This is a genomic window from Pseudomonas sp. D4002 (assembly GCF_013385665.1).
Lineage (GTDB): Bacteria > Pseudomonadota > Gammaproteobacteria > Pseudomonadales > Pseudomonadaceae > Aquipseudomonas.
This window is the reverse complement of record NZ_JACAPN010000029.1, coordinates 1-22794: the sequence shown is the minus strand read 5'-3', so window position 1 is coordinate 22794 and position 22794 is coordinate 1. Positions and strand designations below refer to the sequence as shown.

The 22794-nt window shown below is 61.2% G+C and carries 22 protein-coding genes; 11 read left to right on the top strand and 11 right to left on the bottom strand.

The genetic code is table 11. The annotated features are described in order from the left end of the window. Positions 1-145 precede the first annotated feature (145 nt). The 4 genes from HX824_RS20745 (at position 146) to cmoB (ending at position 3017) form a co-directional block, all read left to right on the top strand. Positions 146-538, top strand: coding sequence for a protease inhibitor I42 family protein (locus HX824_RS20745; RefSeq protein ID WP_177055014.1), 393 nt, complete (start codon positions 146-148; stop codon positions 536-538). Position 539: 1 nt separating this feature from the next. Beyond that, positions 540-1184, top strand: coding sequence for a lysoplasmalogenase (locus HX824_RS20740; RefSeq protein ID WP_102605186.1), 645 nt, complete (start codon positions 540-542; stop codon positions 1182-1184). Between the two features lie 136 nt (positions 1185-1320). After that, a complete protein-coding gene (gene cmoA / locus HX824_RS20735; RefSeq protein WP_003210418.1) occupies positions 1321-2064 on the top strand; it encodes a carboxy-S-adenosyl-L-methionine synthase CmoA in 744 nt (247 codons plus the stop codon). Beyond that, positions 2061-3017 carry a tRNA 5-methoxyuridine(34)/uridine 5-oxyacetic acid(34) synthase CmoB gene (gene cmoB, locus HX824_RS20730; protein WP_177008181.1) on the top strand — a complete coding sequence of 319 codons (957 nt, stop codon included), beginning with the start codon at positions 2061-2063 and terminating at the stop codon, positions 3015-3017. The genes cmoA and cmoB overlap by 4 nt, the downstream gene beginning before the upstream one ends. A 138-nt stretch (positions 3018-3155) precedes the next feature. Here the strand turns inward: cmoB and tadA are convergent, their stop codons facing one another. The 10 genes from tadA to lptF all read right to left on the bottom strand — a co-directional run bounded on the left by tadA (position 3156) and on the right by lptF (position 13629). Beyond that, positions 3156-3647 carry a tRNA adenosine(34) deaminase TadA gene (gene tadA, locus HX824_RS20725; protein ID WP_003210422.1) on the bottom strand — a complete coding sequence of 164 codons (492 nt, stop codon included), beginning with the start codon at positions 3645-3647 and terminating at the stop codon, positions 3156-3158. Next, on the bottom strand, positions 3647-5026 hold the full coding sequence (locus tag HX824_RS20720) for a multicopper oxidase family protein (protein WP_087695164.1): 1380 nt from the start codon (positions 5024-5026) through the stop codon (positions 3647-3649). The genes tadA and HX824_RS20720 overlap by 1 nt, the downstream gene beginning before the upstream one ends. Before the next feature lie 218 nt (positions 5027-5244). Then, on the bottom strand, positions 5245-5988 hold the full coding sequence (gene pdxJ, locus HX824_RS20715; protein ID WP_003210427.1) for a pyridoxine 5'-phosphate synthase: 744 nt from the start codon (positions 5986-5988) through the stop codon (positions 5245-5247). A gap of 52 nt (positions 5989-6040) precedes the next feature. After that, positions 6041-6730: a DNA repair protein RecO gene (gene recO / locus HX824_RS20710; protein WP_003210428.1), complete on the bottom strand. Its 690-nt coding sequence runs from the start codon at positions 6728-6730 to the stop codon at positions 6041-6043. Positions 6731-6894: 164 nt separating this feature from the next. Then, positions 6895-7797, bottom strand: coding sequence for a GTPase Era (gene era / locus HX824_RS20705; protein ID WP_003210432.1), 903 nt, complete (start codon positions 7795-7797; stop codon positions 6895-6897). Then, positions 7790-8479 carry a ribonuclease III gene (gene rnc / locus HX824_RS20700; protein ID WP_003210434.1) on the bottom strand — a complete coding sequence of 230 codons (690 nt, stop codon included), beginning with the start codon at positions 8477-8479 and terminating at the stop codon, positions 7790-7792. The genes era and rnc overlap by 8 nt, the downstream gene beginning before the upstream one ends. A 147-nt stretch (positions 8480-8626) precedes the next feature. After that, the gene (gene lepB, locus HX824_RS20695) at positions 8627-9481 is read right to left on the bottom strand and encodes a signal peptidase I (protein WP_003210437.1); all 855 of its coding nucleotides are present in this window, start codon (positions 9479-9481) and stop codon (positions 8627-8629) included. 5 nt (positions 9482-9486) lie between these two features. Next, positions 9487-11286: a translation elongation factor 4 gene (gene lepA / locus HX824_RS20690; protein WP_003210439.1), complete on the bottom strand. Its 1800-nt coding sequence runs from the start codon at positions 11284-11286 to the stop codon at positions 9487-9489. Positions 11287-11438: 152 nt separating this feature from the next. Next, the gene (lptG, locus tag HX824_RS20685; protein ID WP_003210440.1) at positions 11439-12518 is read right to left on the bottom strand and encodes an LPS export ABC transporter permease LptG; all 1080 of its coding nucleotides are present in this window, start codon (positions 12516-12518) and stop codon (positions 11439-11441) included. Further along, positions 12511-13629, bottom strand: a complete 1119-nt coding sequence (lptF, locus tag HX824_RS20680) for an LPS export ABC transporter permease LptF (RefSeq protein ID WP_003210442.1) — start codon at positions 13627-13629, stop codon at positions 12511-12513. Before lptF ends, lptG begins: the two co-directional genes overlap by 8 nt. A gap of 282 nt (positions 13630-13911) precedes the next feature. On the opposite strand from lptF, the gene HX824_RS20675 reads away from it, so the two are divergent. From HX824_RS20675 to rlmF, 5 genes are all read left to right on the top strand, one after another. Then, positions 13912-15402, top strand: coding sequence for a leucyl aminopeptidase (locus HX824_RS20675; RefSeq protein WP_008438515.1), 1491 nt, complete (start codon positions 13912-13914; stop codon positions 15400-15402). A gap of 51 nt (positions 15403-15453) precedes the next feature. Then, a complete protein-coding gene (locus HX824_RS20670) occupies positions 15454-15882 on the top strand; it encodes a DNA polymerase III subunit chi (protein ID WP_102605183.1) in 429 nt (142 codons plus the stop codon). 7 nt (positions 15883-15889) lie between these two features. Further along, positions 15890-16294, top strand: a complete 405-nt coding sequence (locus HX824_RS20665; RefSeq protein ID WP_177055013.1) for a DNA polymerase III subunit chi — start codon at positions 15890-15892, stop codon at positions 16292-16294. 185 nt (positions 16295-16479) lie between these two features. Beyond that, positions 16480-19326 carry a valine--tRNA ligase gene (locus tag HX824_RS20660; RefSeq protein ID WP_177055012.1) on the top strand — a complete coding sequence of 949 codons (2847 nt, stop codon included), beginning with the start codon at positions 16480-16482 and terminating at the stop codon, positions 19324-19326. 248 nt (positions 19327-19574) lie between these two features. Next, complete coding sequence (gene rlmF / locus HX824_RS20655) at positions 19575-20597, top strand: 23S rRNA (adenine(1618)-N(6))-methyltransferase RlmF (protein ID WP_087695168.1); 1023 nt, start codon at positions 19575-19577, stop codon at positions 20595-20597. A 64-nt stretch (positions 20598-20661) separates the two neighbouring features. On the opposite strand, the gene HX824_RS20650 is transcribed toward rlmF, so the two are convergent. Further along, positions 20662-20943 (bottom strand): HU family DNA-binding protein, encoded by a 282-nt coding sequence (locus HX824_RS20650; RefSeq protein ID WP_003212743.1) that lies wholly within the window; start codon positions 20941-20943, stop codon positions 20662-20664. A gap of 397 nt (positions 20944-21340) precedes the next feature. Here HX824_RS20650 and yejK point away from each other — a divergent pair, with 397 nt between their 5' ends. Then, positions 21341-22345 carry a nucleoid-associated protein YejK gene (yejK, locus tag HX824_RS20645; RefSeq protein ID WP_003212745.1) on the top strand — a complete coding sequence of 335 codons (1005 nt, stop codon included), beginning with the start codon at positions 21341-21343 and terminating at the stop codon, positions 22343-22345. Next, on the top strand, positions 22345-22695 hold the full coding sequence (locus HX824_RS20640; RefSeq protein WP_177055011.1) for a glutaredoxin family protein: 351 nt from the start codon (positions 22345-22347) through the stop codon (positions 22693-22695). Before yejK ends, HX824_RS20640 begins: the two co-directional genes overlap by 1 nt. Positions 22696-22794: the final 99 nt, after the last annotated feature.

The window sequence follows — 22794 nt, the reverse complement described above, 5'->3', positions numbered from 1 at the left end:
GACCGAGTCCATGCTTTGGAATGCGGTCGAATGTGGGAGCGGGCTTGCTCGCGAAGAGGCCGGTGCAGCCAACACAACGCTATCTGTCACACCTTGTCTCATCTTCGGTTATGCTCGCCCTTCGTCGCCAAACAACGGAGCCCCCATGACCGCTGCCCGTCTGCTTCTCCCCCTGAGCCTTTGCCTGCTCGCCGCCTGCGCCAGTGCGCCGAAGCAAAACGTCACCGTGGAAAAACAGAGCGCCTGCCCGATGCAACTCAAGACCGGGCAAAACCTGATCCTGACCCTGCCCAGCAATCCCACCACCGGTTACCGCTGGGCCATCCAGGACTCGGCCGGCGGCGTGCTGCGCAGCCTGAGCCCCGAGGTCTACAGCAACACCGACGACACCGGCGTGGTCGGCAGTGGCGGCCAATCCACCTGGCGCTTCCAGGCCTTCAACGCCGGCCAGGGCCGTTTGCGCCTCACCTCACAACAACCCTGGGAGCCGGAAGCTGAACCGGCCGAAACCTTCGACTGCGCCATTACGGTGAACTGATATGCCATGGATGATCCTTGCGTTGATGGGGGCGGTAACCTTTATCTACGGCCTGAGCACCCACGCCACCCTGCTCTGCCTGTTGGTAAAGCCATTGCCGGTACTGGCGCTGCTGGGCTGGCTGCATGATGCGCCGCCCACTGACTATCGACGCTGGATCAGCCTGGGGCTGATTTTTTCCCTGGTGGGCGATGTGCTGCTGGCCTGGCCCGGCGACCTGTTCATCTTCGGCCTCGGTGCGTTTTTGTTCGCGCACCTGGCGTACCTGAAAGCCTACTTGAGCGACTGCCGCCGCCCGGCGATTTTGCCGCTGGTGCTGGCGCTGGTCGTCGGCGCGATCTTGCTGAGCATCCTGATTTCCCACGGCCTTGGCCCATTGCTGGTACCGGTGGTGGTTTACGCGCTGGTGATCAGCGCGATGCTGTGGCGAGCGTTGGCGCGCTTGGGCAGCGAAGTGCCCAAGCGCTCGGCATACCTGGCGGCGGCAGGTGCGGCATCGTTCGTGTTCTCCGACACGCTGATCGGGATCAATCGGTTTGTGGTGGCGTTTGAAGCGGCGCCGTATTTGCTGATTGTCAGCTACTGGCTGGGGCAGTGGGGCATTACGGCCTCTTCCTTTCCTCAGAAAAAAACCGTCAACCTGTAGGAGCTGGCTTGCCAGCGAAAAAACCCACAGTTGCCGCGTTCATCCAGAAAGTCCGCGTCATCGTTAACGAACATCGCCGGCAAGCCAGCTCCTACGCTAAAATGCCCGGCTTTCCCCCTTCGTCGCCGGAACAGCCGTGAGCAAAGAACCCGATCGCCTATTCGCCCAGCCCCTGCCCCAGGTGCCGGACTTCGCCTTCAACGAAGACGTGGTGCGGGTTTTCCCGGACATGATCAAGCGCTCGGTGCCCGGCTACCCGACCATCGTCGAGAACCTCGGCGTACTCGCGGCGCAGTTTGCCCAGCCCAATAGTGTGCTCTACGACCTCGGTTCATCCCTCGGCGCGGTGACCCAGGCCCTGCGCCGTCACGTGCGCACCGACGGTTGTCGGGTGATCGCTGTGGATAACTCGGCGGCGATGGTCGAGCGTTGCCGCGAATACCTCAACGGCCAGGACTCGATGTTCCAGGAGTTGCTGCCGGTGGAGGTGATCGAGGGCGATATCCTCGCCCTGCAATTCCAGCCGGCTTCGGTAGTGGCGCTGAACTTCACCCTGCAATTCATCGCCCCCGAACAACGCCAGGCGTTGCTCTCGCGCATTCGCCAATCGCTGCTGCCGGGCGGCGCGCTGATCCTTTCGGAAAAGCTGCGCTTCAATGACCCGGAAGAACATGCGCTGCTCACCGATTTGCACATCGCCTTCAAGCGTGCCAACGGCTACAGCGAACTGGAAATCGCCCAGAAGCGCAGCGCCATCGAAAACGTCATGAAGCCCGACAGCCTCGAAGAACACCGCGAACGCCTGCTGGCGGCTGGGTTCTCGAAAGTCGTGCCGTGGTTCCAGTGTCTTAACTTTGCCTCGTTGATTGCCTTGCCATGATTGATCTGTCTCCCCTCGCCCGCCACCTGGTCGGCACTCCCCTGGCCGTCTGGGCCCAGGGCCTGCAAGCGCAACTCGATGCGAAGATGGAAAAGGGTCATGGCGACCTGGAACGCTGGCAGAGCGCGCTGGATGCGCTGCCGAAGATCATGCCCAGTGAAATCGACCTGCTGAACGGCCTGGTGCTGGATACCGATTGCGACGACGACACCCGTGCGCAAATGCGTACTGCGCTGATGGGCCTTTGCCCGTGGCGCAAGGGGCCGTTCGATCTGTTCGGCGTGCACGTGGACACCGAATGGCGCTCGGACTGGAAATGGTCGCGGGTCGCGCCGCACCTGGACCTCAAGGGCAAACGCATCCTCGATGTGGGTTGCGGCAACGGCTATTACATGTGGCGCATGCTCGGCGCCGGCGCCGACAGTGTGATTGGCGTCGACCCGAACTGGTTGTTCTTCTGCCAGTTCCAGGCGGTGCAGCGTTATCTGCCGACGCCCAAGGCCTGGCACCTGCCATTTCCGTTTGAAGACCTGCCGTCGAACATGGAAGGCTTCGACACGGTATTTTCCATGGGCGTGTTCTACCATCGCCGCTCGCCCATCGAGCATTTGCTGGCGCTGAAGGATTGCCTGGTCAAGGGTGGGGAGCTGGTGCTGGAGACGCTGGTGGTTGAAGGCGATCAGCAGCAAGTGCTGGTGCCGGAAGACCGCTACGCGCAGATGCGCAACGTTTGGTTCCTGCCGTCGGTGCCGGCGCTGATGCTGTGGCTGCGGCGTGCGGGCTTCAGTGAGGTGCGCTGTGTGGACGTGAGCGTGACCACGGTCGAGGAACAGCGCGGCACGGCGTGGATGAAGTATCAGTCCCTCAGCGACTTCCTGGACCCAGAAGATCACAGCAAGACCATCGAAGGGCTACCGGCGCCGATGCGGGCGGTGATTGTCGCGAAGAAATAAGACTGCTGTTGTGTTGAAGAAATAAGACTGCTGTTGTGGCGAGGGAGCTTGCTCCCGCTGGAGTGCGCAGCGCTCCCCAGATTTTGGGGCCGCTACGCAGCCCAGCGGGAGCAAGCTCCCTCGCCACAGGGTATCGCGTCAGCCTTTGGCTCTTCGCGCCTTGAAGAACTCGCTCAACACCGTCCCGCACTCCTCGGCCAACACCCCGCCCTCATACAGCACCCGATGGTTGAGAAAGCCCTGGGTAAAAAACTGCCCCTGGCTTTGCACAATCCCGGCTTTCGGCTCCAGCGCGCCGTACACCACCCGGGCAATCCGTGAATGCACGATCAGCCCGGCGCACATGCTGCACGGCTCCAGCGTGACGTAGAGCGTGCTGCCCGGCAGCCGGTAATTGCTGACGGCCTGAGCAGCGGCCCGAATCGCGACCATCTCGGCATGCGCACTGGGGTCGTTGCCGCTGATGGGGCAGTTGAAGCCGCGCCCGATTACTTCGCCGTCCTGCACCAGCACCGCGCCCACCGGCACTTCGCCCAGCGCGGCACCCTGGGCAGCCAGGGCCAGCGCTTCACGCATGAAGTCCTGGTCGCGGCTGCGGTCGATAATCGCCGTGGGGCGAAACTGGCGCATCACGCCACCTCGATGGCGGCCATCAGGCCGGTTTCCATGTGGTCGATCACATGGCAGTGGAACATCCAGACACCCGGGTTATCCGCCACCAGCGCCACGCGGGCACGCTCGTTCTTGCCCAGCAGGTAGGTGTCGGTGAAGTACGGAATCACCTTGTGGCGGTTCGAGGCGATGACCTTGAAACTCATGCCGTGCAGGTGGATCGGGTGTTGGTACTGGGTCATGTTCTTCAATTCGAAAATGTAGCTCTTGCCCTTTGCAAGCTTGGCAATCGGGCGGTCGGCGCAGGTCTTGTCGGTGATGTCCCAGGCCTGGCCGTTGATCTGCCACAGGCTCGGTGGCTTATTGTCCACGTTCACCGAGACCGATCCAACCCATTCGAAATTGAAGTTGAGTTTCTCGGCATTGGCCAGGTCCGGCTCGGCAATCGGGTTCGCCGGCAACGCAGGCGGCCATTCGGTCGCCGTGTCGGTGCTGGCCACCGAGCGGAAGGTGCCCAGGCGTACCGGGCCGTTGCGGATCGACAATTCTTCACCGGCGGGCGGCGCCTTGATCGCCAGGCAGATGCGCATGCCAGGGCCGAGCCAGTATTCCTTGCCCAGCGGGCGCGGTTCGATGGGGTTGCCGTCCAGGGCATAGATCTGCGCTTCAACGTCGGGGATGTTGATGCGATAGGTCAGGGTGTTATCGAGGTTGAGCAGGCGCACACGGGTGATCTGCCCGGCCGGCAAATCAATCACCGCCTGGGACACGCCATTGATGGTCGACAGGCGTCCGGCGGTGCCGCCCCGGGCCGCTTCGCGGGGAATGCTGAAGGCGACAAAAGCGCCCTCTTCGTCCACGTGCCAGCTTTTCAGGCTCAGGGTGCGTTCGTGCTTGAAACCGGTGGGTTCGCGCTCCTCGATGATCAGCGGGCCCACCAGGCCACGGCCCAGTTCTTCGCTGCTGTTCACGTGGGGGTGATACCAATAGCTGCCGGCATCGGGCACGCGGAATTTGTAGTCGAAGTATTCGCCCGGCAGTACCGGCAATTGCGAGACATACGGCACGCCGTCCATTTCCAGCGGCAGGCGTATGCCATGCCAGTGGATGGTGGTGGCGACCGGCAGGTGGTTGATAAAGCGTACCCGCAGCCATTCACCCTGGCGCACCCGCAACTCGGTGCCCGGCGCCGAAGGGCCGAAGGCCCAGGCCTGGGTCTTGTGCCCCGGCACCAGCTCCACGTCCAGCGGCGCGGCGATCAGCTCGTAATCGTGCCCCGCCTCGGCCTCGGCCACCTTCCCGAGCCAGTAGCGATAGGCGCCACCGGCACCGACGCCCACCACCGCGAGACCGGCAAGACCACCCAGGATTTGTCGACGGGAAAACGATTGGGACACAACAACCTCACGTATCTGCCGCGGGTCCGAGCCCCGCAAAGGGCAGATACCATACACCGGCATCACCTAAACAGTAAGGGTTCGCATTGCCACATGTGGGAGCGGGCTTGTGTGGGAGCGGGCTTGCTCGCGAAAGCGGCGTGTCAGACGATGCATGAGTAACAGAACCACCGCCTTCGCGAGCAAGCCCGCTCCCACATTGGATCTTCAGCGCTCTTTTAATGTTTGGCGGCGGCCAGAATCAAGGCTTTCATCTCGGCGACGGCGCCTTTGAAGCCGACGAACAGCGCATGAGCCACCAGTGCATGGCCGATGTTCAGCTCGTTGATGCCCTTGATCGCAGCCACGGCTTCGACGTTATGGTAGTGCAGGCCGTGGCCGGCGTTGACGATCAGGCCTTCGCCCAGGCCGCAGTTGACGCCGTCGATGATGCGCTGTAATTCGTCGGCAACTTCGGTCGGCGTGGTCGCGTCGGCATAACGGCCCGTGTGCAGTTCGATGGCCGGGGCACCGACACGGCGCGAAGCTTCGATCTGGCGCTCGTCGGCATCAATGAACAGCGAGACTTCACTGCCGATCTTCGACAGGCGCTCCACGGCGGCCTTGATCCGCGCTTCCTGGCCAGCCACATCGAGGCCGCCTTCGGTGGTCAGTTCCTGGCGGGTTTCCGGCACCAGGCAGATATGCGCCGGGCGGATGCGCTCGGCGAACGCCATCATTTCCTCGGTGACGCCCATTTCGAAGTTCATGCGGGTTTGCAGCACGTCCTTGAGCAGCAGCACGTCGCGCTCCTGGATGTGGCGCCGGTCTTCGCGCAGGTGCACGGTGATGCCGTCGGCGCCCGCTTCTTCGGCGTCCAGCGCGGCCTTGACCGGGTCCGGGTAACGGGTGCCCCGGGCCTGGCGCAGGGTGGCTACGTGGTCGATGTTCACGCCGAGAAGAATGCGATTGCTGGTGGTCACGAAAAGCGCTCCTGAAGAGGGAAGGAATCGCTGCACAGCATACACGGGGATGTCAGGGCTTTCGAAACAACTCGCGGCTGACCAGTGGCCGACCGCCCAGATGCACGGCCAGGGCTTGGCGCATCAGGCGCTTGGCGGCGGACAGGGCGCCGGGGGCGGTCCAGTCGGCTTCACTCATGGCGAGCAATTCGGTGCCCTGGAACAAGCCGGGTTGCAGCAGGTAGACCCGCTCCAGGCCTGCGTCCACTTGCAGGCGATACATGCCGTCGGCGGCGATGGGCTCGCCGTGCAGGTCGTTGCTCAGTTCGAAGCCGTAGCCCAAGTCATCCAGCAGGCGCCATTCGAATGCGCGCAGCAGCGGCTCCAGGGGACGGCCTTCGGCGAGGGCGAGCAAGGTGGCGGCGTAGTGATCGAAGACGCCGGGGTGCGGGTCTTCGGCGGGGAGCAGGCGGATCAGCAATTCGTTGAGGTAAAGGCCGCTGAACAGCGCCTCACCGTTGAGCCAGTTGGAGGCGCCGGCAGCTTCCATGCGGCCGACGTTCTTCAGCTCGCCGCGTCCACGAAACTCCACTTCCAGGGCCACGAAGGGCCGCGCCAGGGTGCCGGCCTTGCCGCGCGCACTGCGCAAGACCGCGCGCAGGCGGCCTTGGGGCGTGAGGAAATCCACCAGGGCGCTGGTCTCGCGGTAGGCGCGGCTGTGCAAGACGTAGGCGGGTTGGCCGGTGGGTGGGGTTTGAGACATGGGGTTCTCGCTGCGGGAACACGGTCTGGAAAACAACGACTATCCAATGTGGGAGCGGGCTTGCTCGCGAATGCAGGGTGTCAGTCAACACATCTGGTGACTGACACCCTGCATTCGCGAGCAAGCCCGCTCCCACATTTGTCCTGCGGTGTTCCGGAGACCTGTTACAGGTCGCCGTAACCCAACGAACGCAACGCGCGCTCATCATCGGACCAACCGCCCTTAACCTTCACCCACAGGTTGAGCATGATCTTGGAATCAAACAGCAATTCCATGTCCTTGCGCGCTTCGGTGCCGATGCGCTTGATGCGCTCGCCCTTGTCGCCAATGATGATTTTCTTCTGGCCGTCACGCTCGACGAGGATCAACGCATGGATATGCAGGGTCTTGCCCTGCTGCTTGAACTCTTCGATTTCGACGGTGATCTGGTACGGCAGCTCGGCACCCATCTGGCGCATGATTTTCTCGCGTACCAGTTCGGCGGCGAGGAAACGGCTGCTGCGGTCGGTGATCTGGTCTTCCGGGAAGAAGTGTTCGTTCTCCGGCAGGTAGCCAGCAATCACACGTTCCAGGGCTTCAAGGTTGTGCCCGTGCTGGGCCGAGATCGGCATGATCTGGGCGTTCGGCAGTTGTTCCTGCAGCCAGCTCAGGTGCGGCATCAGCTCGGCCTTGTCTTCGATGCGGTCAGTCTTGTTCAACGCGACGATCAACGGGCCGGTGACGTACTGCACGCGCTCCAGAACCATCTGGTCTTCGTCGGTCCACTTGGTACGGTCGACCACGAAGATCACCACGTCGACGTCTTTCAACGCTGCCGAAGCGGTTTTGTTCATGTAGCGGTTGAGGGCCTTTTCGCCGCCTTTGTGCATGCCCGGGGTATCAACGTAGACAGCCTGTACGGCACCTTCGGTCTTGATGCCCAGCATGTTGTGGCGGGTGGTCTGGGGCTTGCGCGAGGTGATCGCCAGCTTCTGTCCCAGGATGTGGTTCAGCAACGTGGACTTGCCCACGTTCGGACGGCCGACGATGGCAACATAGCCACAGCGAGTTGCGGTTGAATCAGTCATGGCCATTCTCCACGCCCAGGGCAATCAGTGCTGCAGCGGCCGCTACCTGTTCGGCAATACGACGGCTCACACCCTGACCTCGGCTTTTTTCATTCAGTAAGGTGATTTCGCATTCGACGAAGAACACTCGGCAATGCGGCTCACCCTGGATATCCACCACTTCGTAACGCGGCAGGTCGCAACCACGGGACTGCAGGAATTCCTGCAGGCGGGTCTTTGGATCTTTGTTGGTGTCTACCAGCGTCAGGCTTTCGATTTCGGTCGACAGCCAGGCGACGACGCGCTCCTTGGCCGCTTCCATGCCCGCGTCGAGGTAGATCGCGCCGATCAGTGCCTCAAGGGCGTCGGCCAGGATCGACTCGCGACGGAAACCGCCGCTCTTAAGCTCGCCGGAGCCCAGGCGCAGGTAATCACCCAGGTCGAAACCACGGGCCAGTACAGCCAGGGTCTCGCCTTTCACCAGGCGCGCACGCAAGCGCGACAACTGGCCTTCGCGGGCCAGCGGGAAGCGATTGAACAGGGCTTCGCCGGCGACGAAATTGAGGATGGCATCACCGAGGAATTCCAGGCGCTCGTTGTTACGCCCGGCAAAACTGCGGTGTGTGAGGGCAAGGATCATCAATTCCTGATCCTTGAAGGTGTAGCCGAGCTGGCGCTCGAGACGGCTTAGAGAAACGCTCACGGTTTACCCACATTCAGTTCGAGGCACCGGTGGCCTGCGACGATTAACGCTGTGTTCAAATTCAAATCCTGGTGGTTGCTGCATGGAGCCTGGTTTTGTCCAAGCCCCAGAAAAGCATTCGGCGCTGTGTTCACAGCGCCGCATGGATTACTTGATCAGCCCGACCCGCGAGAAGTTCGGCAGGTGGCTGAGCTTGGGTTCCGGCCAACTCATCCAGACCGCGAAGGCCTTGCCGACGATATTCTGGTCGGGGACCATGCCCAGCAGGTCCTTGGGAATATTCGGGTCATCCCAGTAGCGGCTGTCGTTGGAGTTGTCGCGGTTGTCGCCCATCATGAAGTAGTGCCCGGCAGGCACTGTCCACTGGTTGTCAGGCGGCGAACGGTAGCGGCTCATCTCCTTGCGGATTTCGTGCTCTACCGCCCCGAGTTTTTCCTGGTACAGCTCGGCGCTGCCCAGGGTGTTCGGCTCGGAACCGATCAGTTTTTCTGCCACCGACTCGCCGTTGACGAACAGGCGCTTGTCACTGGTGTAGCGAATCACGTCGCCCGGCAGGCCCACTACACGCTTGATGTAGTTGACGTTCGGGTCGCTTGGGTAGCGAAACACCATCACATCGCCGCGCTGCGGGTCACCGATCTCGATCACTTTCTTGTCGATCACCGGCAAGCGGATCCCGTAGGAAAACTTGTTCACCAGGATGAAGTCGCCCACGTCCAGGGTAGGTTTCATCGAGCCCGAAGGGATCTGAAACGGTTCCACCAGGAACGAACGCAGCACCAGCACGATGAACAACACCGGGAAGAACGACTTGCCGTATTCAACCAGCATCGGCTCTTTGTTCAGTTTCTCGATCACCGCCACATCGGGCTGGCTGACGCTGCCCTGATAGGACGCGATGGCTGCCCGGCGACGCGGGGCGAAGAACACCAGATCGAGCAACGCCAATAGACCGCAAACGGCAACGGCGATGACCAGCAACAGCGGGAAATTTAGTGACATAGGACCTAACTATCCAACCTGAGCACCGCAAGGAAGGCTTCTTGTGGAATTTCCACGTTACCCACTTGCTTCATGCGTTTTTTACCGGCCTTTTGCTTCTCGAGCAGCTTGCGCTTACGGCTGACGTCGCCGCCATAGCATTTGGCCAGTACGTTCTTTCTGAGTGCCTTGACGGAAGTCCGTGCAATGATCTGCCCGCCAATGGCGGCCTGGATCGCAACGTCGAACATCTGGCGCGGAATCAGTTCTTTCATCTTTTCGGTCAACTGGCGACCTTTGTAGTGCGCGTTGTCCTTGTGCACGATCAGCGCCAGGGCATCCACCTTGTCGCCGTTGATCAGTACATCCAGCTTCACCAGATTAGCCGATTGGTAACGGTCAAAATGGTAATCCAGCGAAGCATAGCCGCGGCTGGTGGATTTGAGACGGTCGAAGAAGTCCAGGACCACTTCGTTCATCGGCAAATCGTAGGTCACTTGCACCTGGGTACCGAGGAACAGCATGTCGTGCTGTACGCCACGCTTTTCGATACACAGGGTAATGACGTTGCCCAGATGCTCTTGCGGCACAAGAATATTGGCCCGCACGATCGGTTCGCGCATGTCTTCGATGGAAGACAGATCCGGAAGCTTGGACGGGTTGTCGACGTAAATCGTTTCACCGGTTTTCAGCGCCAGTTCAAAAATAACCGTCGGCGCGGTGGTGATCAGGTCCAGGTCGTATTCGCGCTCGAGGCGCTCCTGGATGATTTCCATGTGCAGCATGCCCAGGAACCCGCAGCGGAAGCCGAACCCGAGGGCGTCGGAGCTTTCCGGGGTGTACTGCAACGACGAGTCGTTGAGGGTCAGCTTCTGCAGGGCTTCGCGGAAGTCCTCGAAGTCGTCGGAGCTGACCGGGAACAGGCCGGCGTAAACCTGCGGCTGGATGCGTTTGAAGCCCGGCAGCACGTCGACGTCAGGGGTGGAGCTCAAGGTCAGGGTGTCACCTACCGGTGCACCGTGGATGTCCTTGATACCGGCGATGATGAAGCCTACTTCGCCGGCTTTCAGATCAGTGGTAGCCGTGTGCTTCGGGTTGAATACACCGACGCTGTCCACCAGGTGGATCTTGCCGGTGGACTTGACCAGGATCTTGTCGCCCTTCTTCACACGGCCGTGGCGCACGCGTACCAGGGAAACAACACCCAGGTAGTTGTCGAACCAGGAGTCGATGATCAACGCTTGCAGCGGATCTTCGTAGTTGCCGGTGGGGGCTGGAATGGTCTTGACCAGGCGCTCGAGCACCTCGTCGACGCCCAGGCCGGTCTTGGCGCTGCACTCGACGGCGTCGGTGGCGTCAATGCCGATGATCTTCTCGATCTCTTCCTTGACGCGGTCCGGATCGGCCTGTGGCAGGTCGATCTTGTTCAGCACCGGCATCACCTCCAGGCCTTGCTCGATGGCGGTGTAGCAGTTGGCCACGGACTGGGCTTCAACGCCCTGGCCCGCATCCACTACCAGCAACGCACCTTCGCAGGCCGCCAGGGAACGGCTGACTTCATAGGTGAAGTCGACGTGGCCCGGGGTGTCGATGAAGTTGAGCTGGTACTTGATACCGTCTTTGGCGGTGTAGTACAGGGTTACGCTGTGGGCCTTGATGGTGATCCCGCGCTCGCGCTCGAGGTCCATGGAGTCCAGCACCTGGGCTTCCATTTCACGCTCGGCAAGGCCGCCGCACATCTGGATGAATCGATCGGCCAGCGTCGACTTGCCATGGTCAATGTGGGCGATGATGGAGAAATTGCGGATATGACTCAAATCACTCACGGATCAACACTCAAAAAGGCTGCAGGCAGACTGCCCGCTGAAAAATAGCCGGGAATTGTACCTGATGCGCAGACCAGACGTCATCCATGGCGACCAAGAACAAAAAAGCCCCGATCGTTCGAACGGGGCATTTTTTTTTCATAAGCGCGGGCTCAACCGGCCCGACGCAACAGCCAGAAGCCGGCCACGGCGCAGATGGCGGTCGGCACCAGCACCGCAAACAGCGGCGAGAAACCGAATACCAGGCTGGACGGCCCCAGCAGGTCCTGGGCGATACGGAAGGTGAAACCCACCAGTACGCCGGTAAACACGCGCTGGCCGAGGGTCACGGAACGCAACGGGCCAAAGATGAACGAGATCGCCATCAGCACCAGCGCAGCCGTCACCACCGGCTGCAACACCTTGACCCAAAACGCCAGCCAGTAACGGCCGTTGTTCAAGCCCTGGTCCTTGAGGTAATGGATATACCCCCACAGGCCGGAGATAGGCAGGCTTTCCGGGATCATCACCACGGTATTCAGCAATTCGGGCTTGAGGGAAATATCCCACTGCTCCGTCGGCACATTGATCACTTCGGTGGTCGATGCCGCACCCTTGCCGATATCACGGAAATAGGTGGTGGTCACATCGCTCAGTTGCCACTTTTCGTCGGCGTACTGTGCACGTTTGGCGAAGCTCGACGACAGCAGGTGACGTTCCTTGTCGAAGTGGTAGCGGGTGACACCCACCAGCAAGCCACCCGGCTGCACGGCGTTGATGTGGATAAACTCCTCACCCTGGCGGTGCCACAGGCCATGCTTGGAGCTCTGGGCATCGCCCGAACCCTGGGCCAGGGCACGATTGGCCTGGGCCGTGGACTCGGCTGGAGGCGCCACGTATTCACCGATCAGCACGCTGACCACCATCAGCAACAGCATGGGCTTCATGACCGCCCACACGATGCGACCGATGGAAACACCCGCCGCGCGCATGATGGTCAGCTCGCTGTTGCTGGCCAGGCTGCCCAGGCCGATCAGGCAGCCGATCAGCGCAGCCATCGGCATCATGTCGTACAGGCGACGGGGCGCCGTCAGCGCCACGTAGCTCAGGACGTCGGTAACGGTGTAGGTATCGCTGACGTTGCCGACTTCATCAATGAAGGCGAACAACGAGGCCAGCCCCAGAATAATGCCCAATACCGCAAGGATTGCGACCAGGACGCTGCTACCAATGTAGCGGTCGAGCTTAACCACGGGCCATCTCCTTCACGCTGCGACGACTCCGCATCTTCAACCGCATCGGTTCCCAATAAAGCAGCCCCAGGCCAATGGCCAGGAAGACCCCGTGGACCCACCACAACCCAAGGGCCGGCGGCAGTTTGCCCTTCTCCAGGGAGCCGCGGGCGGAAATCAGGATGGTCAGGTACGCCATATAAAGCAGGATCGCCGGCAGCAGCTTGAGGAAGCGGCCCTGGCGCGGGTTGACCCGGGACAGCGGCACTGCCATCAAGGTCACGATAAACACCAGCAACGGCAGGGAAATCCGCCATTGCAGCTCGGCGATCGAACGCAGTTCCTTGCTGCCGATCAGGTCTGGGGTCGGGATCGCGTCGCGGTCGGTGACCTCATCGCTGACATCCGGCCGGGCCAGCATCACGCCATAGGTGTCGTACTTGATTGCGCGGTAATCGGCCTGACCGGGGCTGCCGTCATAGCGATAGCCATCTTCCAGGATCAGGTAACGGCTGCCATCCGGGCGCACTTCCTGGCGCCCCTTGTCGGCCACCAGAATCGAAATACCACGGTCTTTCTGGTTCTGGCCGAGGTTTTTCTGGGAGATGAACACCCCTCCCAGGTTGGCACGGTCATCCGACATTTGCTCGGTATAGGTCACCCGGGTGCCGTCGTTGAGCGCTTGGAAGCGGCCCGGCTCCAGGGTGTCGAATTCGGTCATGGCGTCCTGTTTGTTCAGCACCAGCTGGAACTGCATGGCGCCCTGGGGTGCCAGGCTCAAGCTCAGCCAGGCCACCACCAGCGCGATACCGGTGGCCGGAACCATGGTCATGGCCAGCAAACGTTGCTGGCTCATGCCGGTGGCCGACAACACGGTCATTTCGCTTTCAAGGTACAAGCGGCCGTAGGCCAGCAGAATCCCGAGAAACAGGCCCAATGGCAGGATCAACTGCAGGAAGCCCGGCAGGCGAAAGCCCATGATCAGGAACAGCGAACCCGGATCCAGGGCACCCGAGGCAGCCTGGGCGAGGTATTTGACGAAGCGACCACTCATGATGATGACCAGCAATACCGCACTCACGGCACTCAGGGTCAACAGGACTTCGCGGGATAGATAACGGAAGACGATCAAACCAGACACTCCAGGGTTGTCAGGCTAAGGCGGCCAAACAAGCAAGCATATCGAGTCGACCCATTGCTGCAGGCCGGCTAAAAAGATGGCGCATTATCCTGTGATTGACCGCACCTGTCACGGAGCTTGCTCATACGCGTGCACAAAGCTGCCCGCAAGGGTTGTCAGGCTCGGGCGGCGAGGTTCAAACTGCGGCCTTTGTCGCGGGCGGCCTACAGGCTGCCAAGCTTACAAGCCGGAGTACAGACTCCTGGCTCACTGACCTTTATAAGGGACCCGAAAATGGAACTGGTTGTAAAAAGCGTTAGCCCCGAAACGTTGAAAACCGCCACCCTCGTGGTCGCTGTCGGCGAAGGCCGCAAGCTGGGCGTTGCCGCCAAGCAACTGGACGAACTGAGCGGCGGCGCCATCAGCGCGGTCCTCAAGCGCGGTGACCTGGCCGGCAAGGTTGGCCAAAGCCTGCTGCTGCAAAGCCTGCCTAACCTTAAAGCCGACCGTGTATTGCTGGTGGGCATTGGTAAAGACGCCGAACTGGGCGACCGTCCGTTCCGCAAGATCATCGCCGGCATCCTCAACACCCTCAAGGGCCTGGGCGGCACCGACGCGGCCCTGGCGCTGGACGAAGTCGTGGTCAAGGGCCGCGACAGCTACGGCAAGACCCGCCTGCTGGCCGAAAGCCTGCTGGACGGCGGCTACGTCTTCGACCAGTTCAAGAGCACCAAGGCCGAACCCCGCGCCCTGAAGAAAGTCACCCTGCTGACCATCAAGGCGGCCCAGGCTGAAGTCGAACGCGCCGTGACCCACGCCCAGGCCATCGCCGGCGGCATGGCGTTCACCCGTGACCTGGGCAACCTGCCACCGAACATCTGCCACCCAACCTACCTGGGCGAGCAAGCCAAGGCGCTGGGCAAGGAATTCAAGGGCCTGAAAGTCGAAGTCCTGGATGAGAAGAAGATCAAGGAACTGGGCATGGGCTCGTTCTATGCCGTGGGCCAGGGCAGCGACCAGCCGCCACGCCTGATCGTGATGCAATACAACGGCGGCAAGAAGTCCGAGAAGCCATTTGCCCTGGTCGGTAAAGGCATCACCTTCGACACCGGCGGCATCAGCCTCAAGCCGGGCCTGGGCATGGACGAGATGAAGTACGACATGGGCGGCGCCGCCAGCGTGTTCGGCACCCTGCGTGCCGTGCTGGAACTCAAGCTGCCGATCAACCTGGTGTGCATCCTGGCCTGCGCCGAGAACATGCCGAGCGGCGGCGCGACCCGTCCGGGCGACATCGTCACCACCCTCAGCGGCCAGACCGTGGAAATCCTCAACACCGACGCCGAAGGCCGCCTGGTGCTGTGCGACGCCCTGACCTACGCCGAGCGCTTCAAGCCGCAAGCCGTGATCGACATCGCCACCCTGACCGGTGCCTGCGTGGTTGCCCTGGGCGCCCACACGTCGGGCCTGCTGGGCAACAGCGACGAACTGATCGGCCAACTGCTCAGCGCCGGCCAGGCTGCCGACGACCGCGCCTGGCAACTGCCGCTGTTCGATGAGTATCAGGAACAGCTGGACAGCCCGTTTGCCGACATCGCCAACATTGGTGGCCCGAAAGCCGGCACCATCACTGCGGCGTGCTTCCTGTCGCGTTTCGCCAAGAACTTCAACTGGGCCCACCTGGACATCGCCGGCACCGCCTGGACCAGCGGCGGCAAGGACAAGGGCGCCACTGGCCGTCCGGTTCCATTGCTGACCCAGTACCTGCTGGACCGCGCCAAAGCCTGAAACTGAAGATCCCCGGGCGCCTGTAAAGCCGCCCGGGGCTCAGGAACCGCAATGACCCAAGTCGACTTCTATATATTGCCCAGCGCCGATCCTTCCGCGCGCCTGGACTTTGCCTGCAAGCTCACCGAAAAAGCCTGGCGCATGGGCCACCGTATCTACCTGCATTGCAGCGATGCCGCCCAGCGTGACGACCTCGACGCCCGCCTGTGGCGCTTCAAGGGCGAAAGCTTCGTGCCCCACGGCCCCGCCGAATCAGAGCCGGAAGGCCTGGTGGTACTGGGTTTGGGCGACAGCTGTGGCGATCACACAGACCTGCTGGTCAACCTTGACCTGAAAGTACCGGCCTTCGCCAAGGGTTTCGCCCGCGTGGCGGAAGTGGTGGTGGAAGACCCGGCTATTCGTCAGGCCGCGCGGGAGAGTTTCCGTTTCTACCGCGAACAGGGCTATTCTCTGCAAGATCACCGGCTACAACGACTTTGAGCACACGATGGACACTCCAAACCCGCTAAAAGACTCTGACCACCTGCTGGACGACCTTGAGTCGATCCGCAAGCTGCTCGGTGATGATGACCTGCAACCGCCGCTGCTGACCGATGCGGTCAACGGTGACGTACAAATTCCCCTGCTGTTCGATATGGTGGGTGGCAAGCCGGTTACGCCGGAACCTATCGAAACGCCCGCGGTACAAGCTGCGCCGGCTGCGGCTGTTGCCGTACCTGCCGCCGAAAAAGCCCCCGACGCCCTGCTGCTGCACCTGGACAACGAACTGCGCGCCGCCGCGCAACTGATCATGCAAGACGTGATCGACGATTTTGCCCCGCATATCGAAACCGAGATCAAGCGCCGGCTGGATGCGCGCATGGAGCGGTTGTTGAGCCAGTACCAGAACTAAGGCTGACACATATCCCCTGTGGGAGCGGGCTTGCTCGCGAAGGGCGTGAACGATAACGCGTACATCCTGAATGAACGCGCCGCCCTCAGGTTTTTCGCGAGCAAGCTCGCTCCTACCCCTCTCCCCTATCCCCCGTTATACTTGTCGGCTTTCCTGAATTAATGCCAACTAGGGTCCCGCCGCGCATGGATAAGACCTACCAGCCGCACGCTATTGAAACTTCCTGGTACCAGACCTGGGAGTCCGAGAATTATTTCGCTCCGCAAGGCGCGGGCGATGCCTACACCATCATGATTCCGCCACCGAACGTCACTGGCAGCCTGCACATGGGCCATGGCTTCAACAATGCGATCATGGATGCCCTGATTCGTTTCCGCCGCATGCAGGGTCGCAATACCCTATGGCAACCAGGTACAGACCACGCCGGTATCGCCACCCAGATGCTGGTGGAACGCCAACTGGAAGCCACCGGCCAGAACCGTCACGACCTGGGCCGCGAGAAATTCCTCGAGAAAATCTGGGAATGGAAGGATCAGTCCGGCGGCAATATCAGCCGTCAGATCCGTCGCCTGGGCTCGTCCGTCGACTGGAGCCGCGAGCGCTTCACCATGGACGATGGCCTGTCGGAAGCCGTGAAGGAAGCCTTCGTGCGCCTGCATGAAGACGGCCTGATCTACCGCGGCAAGCGCCTGGTCAACTGGGACACCAAGCTGCACACGGCGATTTCCGACCTTGAAGTGGAAAACCACGACGAGAAAGGTTTCCTGTGGAACCTCAAGTACCCGTTGGCTGACGGCGCCAAGACCGCCGAAGGCAATGATTACCTGATCGTCGCCACCACCCGTCCGGAAACCATGCTTGGCGACGCCGCCGTCGCGGTTAACCCGAACGACGAGCGCTATCAGGCGCTGATCGGCAAGTTCGTCGAGCTGCCGCTGGTTGGCCGTCGCATCCCGATCATCGCGGACGACTACTGCGACCCTGAATTCGGCACCGGCTGCGTGAAAATCACCCCGGCCCACGATTTCAACGACTACGAAGTCGGCAAGCGCCACAACCTGCCGCTGCTGAACATCTTCGATAAAAACGCCGCCGTTCTGCCGGCCTGCCAGGTGTTCAACCTCGACGGCACGCTGAACGAGAGCATCGACGGCAAGATCCCGGCTGAATACGCCGGCCTCGACCGTTTTGAGGCGCGCAAGCAAATCGTTGCAGCCTTCGACGCCGCCGGCCTGCTGGTAAGCGTTGATGACCACGCCCTGAAGGTGCCGAAAGGCGACCGCTCCGGCACCATCATCGAGCCCTGGCTGACCGACCAGTGGTACGTGTCCACCAAGCCTTTGGCTGAGCCGGCGATCGCTGCCGTGGAAGACGGCCGCATCGCGTTCGTGCCGAAACAGTACGAAAACATGTACTTCTCGTGGATGCGTGACATCCAGGATTGGTGCATCAGCCGCCAGCTGTGGTGGGGCCACCGGATTCCGGCCTGGTACGACGAGTCGGGCAAGGTCTACGTGGGCCGCGACGAAGCCGAAGTACGTGCCAAGCACAACCTTGGCGCGGACGTGACGCTGCAACAGGACAACGACGTACTGGACACCTGGTTCAGCTCGGGCCTGTGGACGTTCTCCACCCTCGGCTGGCCGCAACAGACCGAGTTCCTGAAGAAGTTCCATTCCACCGACGTGCTGGTCACCGGCTTCGACATCATTTTCTTCTGGGTTGCCCGGATGATCATGCTCACCATGCACTTGGTGAAAAACGAAGACGGTACCCCGCAGGTACCGTTCAAGACCGTGTACGTGCACGGCCTGGTGCGTGATGGCCAGGGCCAGAAGATGTCCAAGTCCAAGGGCAACGTCCTGGACCCGCTGGACATCATCGACGGCATCGACCTGGAAACCCTGGTGCAGAAACGCACCTCGGGCCTGATGCAGCCGAAACTGGCGAAGAAGATCGAGAAGCAGACCCGCGACGAGTTCGCCGATGGCATCGCCAGCTACGGCACCGACGCCCTGCGCTTTACCTTCTGCTCGCTGGCGTCCACCGGTCGCGACATCAAGTTCGACATGGGCCGCGTCGAAGGCTATCGCAACTTCTGCAACAAGATCTGGAATGCCGCGCGCTACGTGCTGGATAAAGGCGAAGACTGCGGCCAGAACGGCGAGGCCATCGAGCTGTCCCTGGCAGACCGCTGGATCATCTCCCAGCTGCAGCGCACCGAAGCCGAAGTGACCCGTCAACTCGACCAGTTCCGCTTCGACCTGGCGGCGCAGGCCCTGTACGAGTTCATCTGGAACCAGTATTGCGACTGGTACCTGGAACTGTCCAAGCCCGTGCTGTGGGACGAGAACTCGCCGATCGAACGTCAGCGCGGCACCCGTCAAACCCTGGTGCGCGTACTGGAAGTGGCGTTGCGCCTGGCGCATCCGTTCATGCCCTTCATCACCGAAGAAATCTGGCAGCGCATCGCGCCGCTGGCGGGCAAAGACGGCAAGACCATCATGCTGCAACCTTGGCCGGTGGCCAACGACGCCCGCATTGATGAGGCGGCCGAAAGCGATATCGAGTGGCTCAAGACCCTGATGATGGGTACGCGCAACATCCGCGCCGAGATGAATATCGGTCCGGGCAAGCCACTGGCCGTGTTCGTGAAGAACGCCAGCAGCGAAGACCTGCGTCGCCTCACCGAGAACGACGCGCTGCTCAAGAAGCTGGCGAAGCTGGAGTCGATCACCGTATTGGCCGCTGGCGAAGAAGCACCGCTGTCCGCCACTGCACTGGTGGGCGAGATGGAAGTGCTGGTGCCGATGGCCGGCCTGATCGACAAGGGTGCCGAACTGGCGCGCCTGGACAAGGAAATCCTGCGCCTGCAAGGCGAAGTGCAGCGGGTGGGCGGCAAGCTGTCCAACGCGGCGTTCGTCGACAAGGCTCCGGCTGAAGTGATCGAGAAAGAACGCGCCAAACTGGCTGAGGCTGAACAGGCTTTGGGCAAGCTGGCGGAGCAACACGCGCGGATTTCCAGCCTGTAAGGGGCTGCCCGTGCGGAAAAAGAGACCTTCGGGTCTCTTTTTTTTGCTTGGAAAAACACCACTATTTCTCTTCGGAAACCCGATCAATGTGGGAGCTAGCTTGCCTGCGATGGCATCGCCTCGGTCTGGCAGATACACCGAGTCGCCTGCATCGCAGGCAAGCCAGCTCCCACATTTGACCGAGTTCGACCAAGGAATGTGTGACAATACCCGCCACTTTTGAAACAAACGCAGAATCGACGCAGCCCATGACCGCCCCCAGCACACCCAAAGCACCGCGCAAGAAGCCAAAATCCAATACGCCGGCCAAGCCCGTCGTTCCGCGCAAAGAGGCCACCTTGCACCCGCGTAACCGCCACCAGGGCCGTTACGACTTCCAGGCGCTGATCAAGACCACGCCCGAACTGGCGCAATTCGTGATCATCAACCCGTACGGCAAGGAAAGCATCGACTTCGCCAGCCCAGACGCGGTGCGGGTGTTCAACCGGGCGTTGCTCAAGGCGTTCTACGGCATCAATCACTGGGACATCCCGGCTGACTACCTGTGCCCACCGGTACCGGGGCGTGCCGACTACGTGCACTTCCTCGCCGACCTGCTGGCCAGCGTCAACGAAGGCGTGATCCCCCGTGGCGCGCCGGTGAAGGTGCTGGACATCGGCATGGGCGCCAACTGCGTCTATCCGTTGATTGGCTACAGCGAGTACCGCTGGAACTTCCTCGGCTCGGAAGTCGACCCGACCGCCGTGGCCGCCGCCAAGGCGATCGTGCAGTCCAACGGGCTGAACAAGGCCATCCAGCTGCGCCAGCAAACCAACCCCAAGCAGATCCTGCTGGGCTTGCTGGAGCCAGGCGAGCGGTTTGACCTGACCATGTGCAACCCGCCCTTCCACGCGTCCATGGATGAGGCGACCAAGGGCAGCGAGCGTAAATGGCGCGCACTGGGCAAGGCTGATCCGAAACGCAAGCTGCCGGTGCTGAACTTCGGTGGCCAGTCGGCGGAATTGTGGTGTGAAGGCGGTGAAGCGCGGTTTGTGACGCAGTTGATCGCTGAAAGCGCGCATTTCCAACATAAAGTGCTGTGGTTCAGCACCCTGGTGTCGAAAGCGTCAAACCTGCCGGCCATTCAGACAGCGCTGAAAAAGGCCGGTGTGCTGGAAAGCCAGGTAGTGGAGATGTCCCAGGGCCAGAAGCAGAGCCGCTTCGTCGCCTGGACGTTCCAGACCCCGAGCGAGCAACAGGTGTGGCGCCAGCGTTGGGCCCGTAAAGACTGATAAATCGCAGGCAACAAAAAACCGTGCCCGGATCGCTCCGGAGCACGGTTTTTTTTGCTGCGTCTTACTTGTTAACAGCGTCGGTCAGGCCTTTGGCCACAACCAGCTTGATAACTTTCTTGGCAGCGATTTCGATGGCAGCGCCAGTCGAAGGGTTACGGCCAGTACGGGCAGGACGCTCGGTCACTTTCAGTTTGCCAACGCCTGGCAGAGTGATTTCGCCGCCGTTTTCCAGCTGATCAGCAACGATCTGGCTCAGTTGGTCCAGCAGAGCACGCACGGTAGTTTTCGGTGCGTCTACAGCTTCAGCCAGATCAGCGATCAGTTGGTCTTTAGTAATAGCCATTGTGGTGTTCCTTCCCTATCAAATTCATTTGGATTGCAGAGTGCAGTGTCAGCCATCGAGCCCTGCCATCAAGGCCTGGCACCCAAGGGCTATAACCACGAAGATCGGGGTTATAGATACCTGAAACCGGGTTTGGTTCGACCTGACAAATGCTGAATGCACGCTTAACGCCCAGACTGCGCGTAAGACGGGGCAAAACTAGCACAGAGACGGGGAAATATCCGCCTCAACATACCCATTTGGTCAGCTTTATCGCTCTAAACCGTGAAAAAAAGGCATATGGCCCGTCGGATGGCGCTCAAAACGCCCTCCGAACAGCGCCATCCCCAGCGGGTGCGGTACACTGGCGACTTTTTCCGGGAGCCCCACCCCTCCCCTTCAACCAGCCGAGAAGCCCATGCCGATCCGTCATTGCATCGTCCACCTGATCGACAAAAAACCCGACGGCACACCCGCAGTTCTCCACGCCCGCGACTCCGAGCTTGCCGAGTCGGCAGCGATCGAGAACATGCTCGCCGACCTCAACGAGAGCTACAACGCCAAACAAGGCAAGGCCTGGGGCTTTTTCCATGCCGAGTCCGGCGCGCACCCGTTCAGCGGCTGGTTGAAGGAGTATTTCGACGGCGGCAAGGATTTCACCGCCTTCAGCCGCATTGCCGTGGAACACCTGCAGAAGCTGATGGAAGAGTCCAACCTCTCCACCGGCGGCCACGTACTGTTTGCCCACTATCAACAGGGCATGACCGATTACCTAGCGATCGCCCTGCTGCACCACAGTGAAGGCGTGGCCGTGACCGACCAGTTGGACGTGACGCCGTCGCGCCATCTGGATCTTGGCCAACTGCACCTCGCCGCGCGCATCAACGTGTCCGAGTGGCAGAACAACAAGCAGTCCAAGCAGTACATCTCGTTTATCAAGGGCAAGAACGGCAAGAAGGTCTCGGAGTACTTCCGCGACTTTATCGGCTGCCAGGAAGGCGTCGACGGCCCGGGCGAGACCCGCACCCTGCTCAAGGCCTTCAGCGACTTCGTCGAGAGCGAAGACCTGCCGGACGAATCCGCCCGCGAGAAAACCAAGACCCTGGTGGACTACGCCAGCAGCCAGGCCAAGCTCGGCGAGCCGATGGGCCTGGAAGAGCTGTCCGGGTTGATCGATGAAGATCGGCCAAAAGCCTTCTACGATCACATCCGCAACAAGGACTACGGCCTGTCGCCGGAAATCCCGGCGGATAAACGCACCCTCAACCAGTTCCGCCGTTTCACCGGGCGTGCCGAAGGCTTGTCCATCAGCTTTGAAGCGCACCTGCTGGGCGACAAGATCGAATACGACGAAGCCGCCGGCACCTTGATCATCAAGGGCCTGCCGACCCAGCTGACCGACCAGCTCAAGCGTCGCAACTGATGCTGGGCGGGATTCTGAAGAAAGTCCTGCTGGTGTTGCTGGTGGTGGTGGTTTTCCAGAACTGGGGCAAGATCGAGCGGTTGTTCAACCCCTCCCAGGTGGTGCCGGAGCAGACACGCGCGGCAGCGCGCGTGGTGCTGTATTCCACCGAGTGGTGCGGCTACTGCAAACAGATCCGGCGCTTTCTGGATTCCAAGGGGATTCCCTACCAGGCGTTCGATATCGAGAAGGACGCCCAGGCGCGCAAGGCGTACGAGGCGTTGGGGGGCGGCGGGATTCCGTTTGTGGACGTGAACGGCACGCTGATTCGCGACTACAACCCGGAAGCGATCATGGCGGCCCTGAAGTAACTCACTCTGTAAAATACCGCAGATCAAATGTGGGAGATTCTATGGTTGAGGGGCAACCCTCAACCAACCTTTGGTTGGTATTCGCTTTGTCCTTTTAGC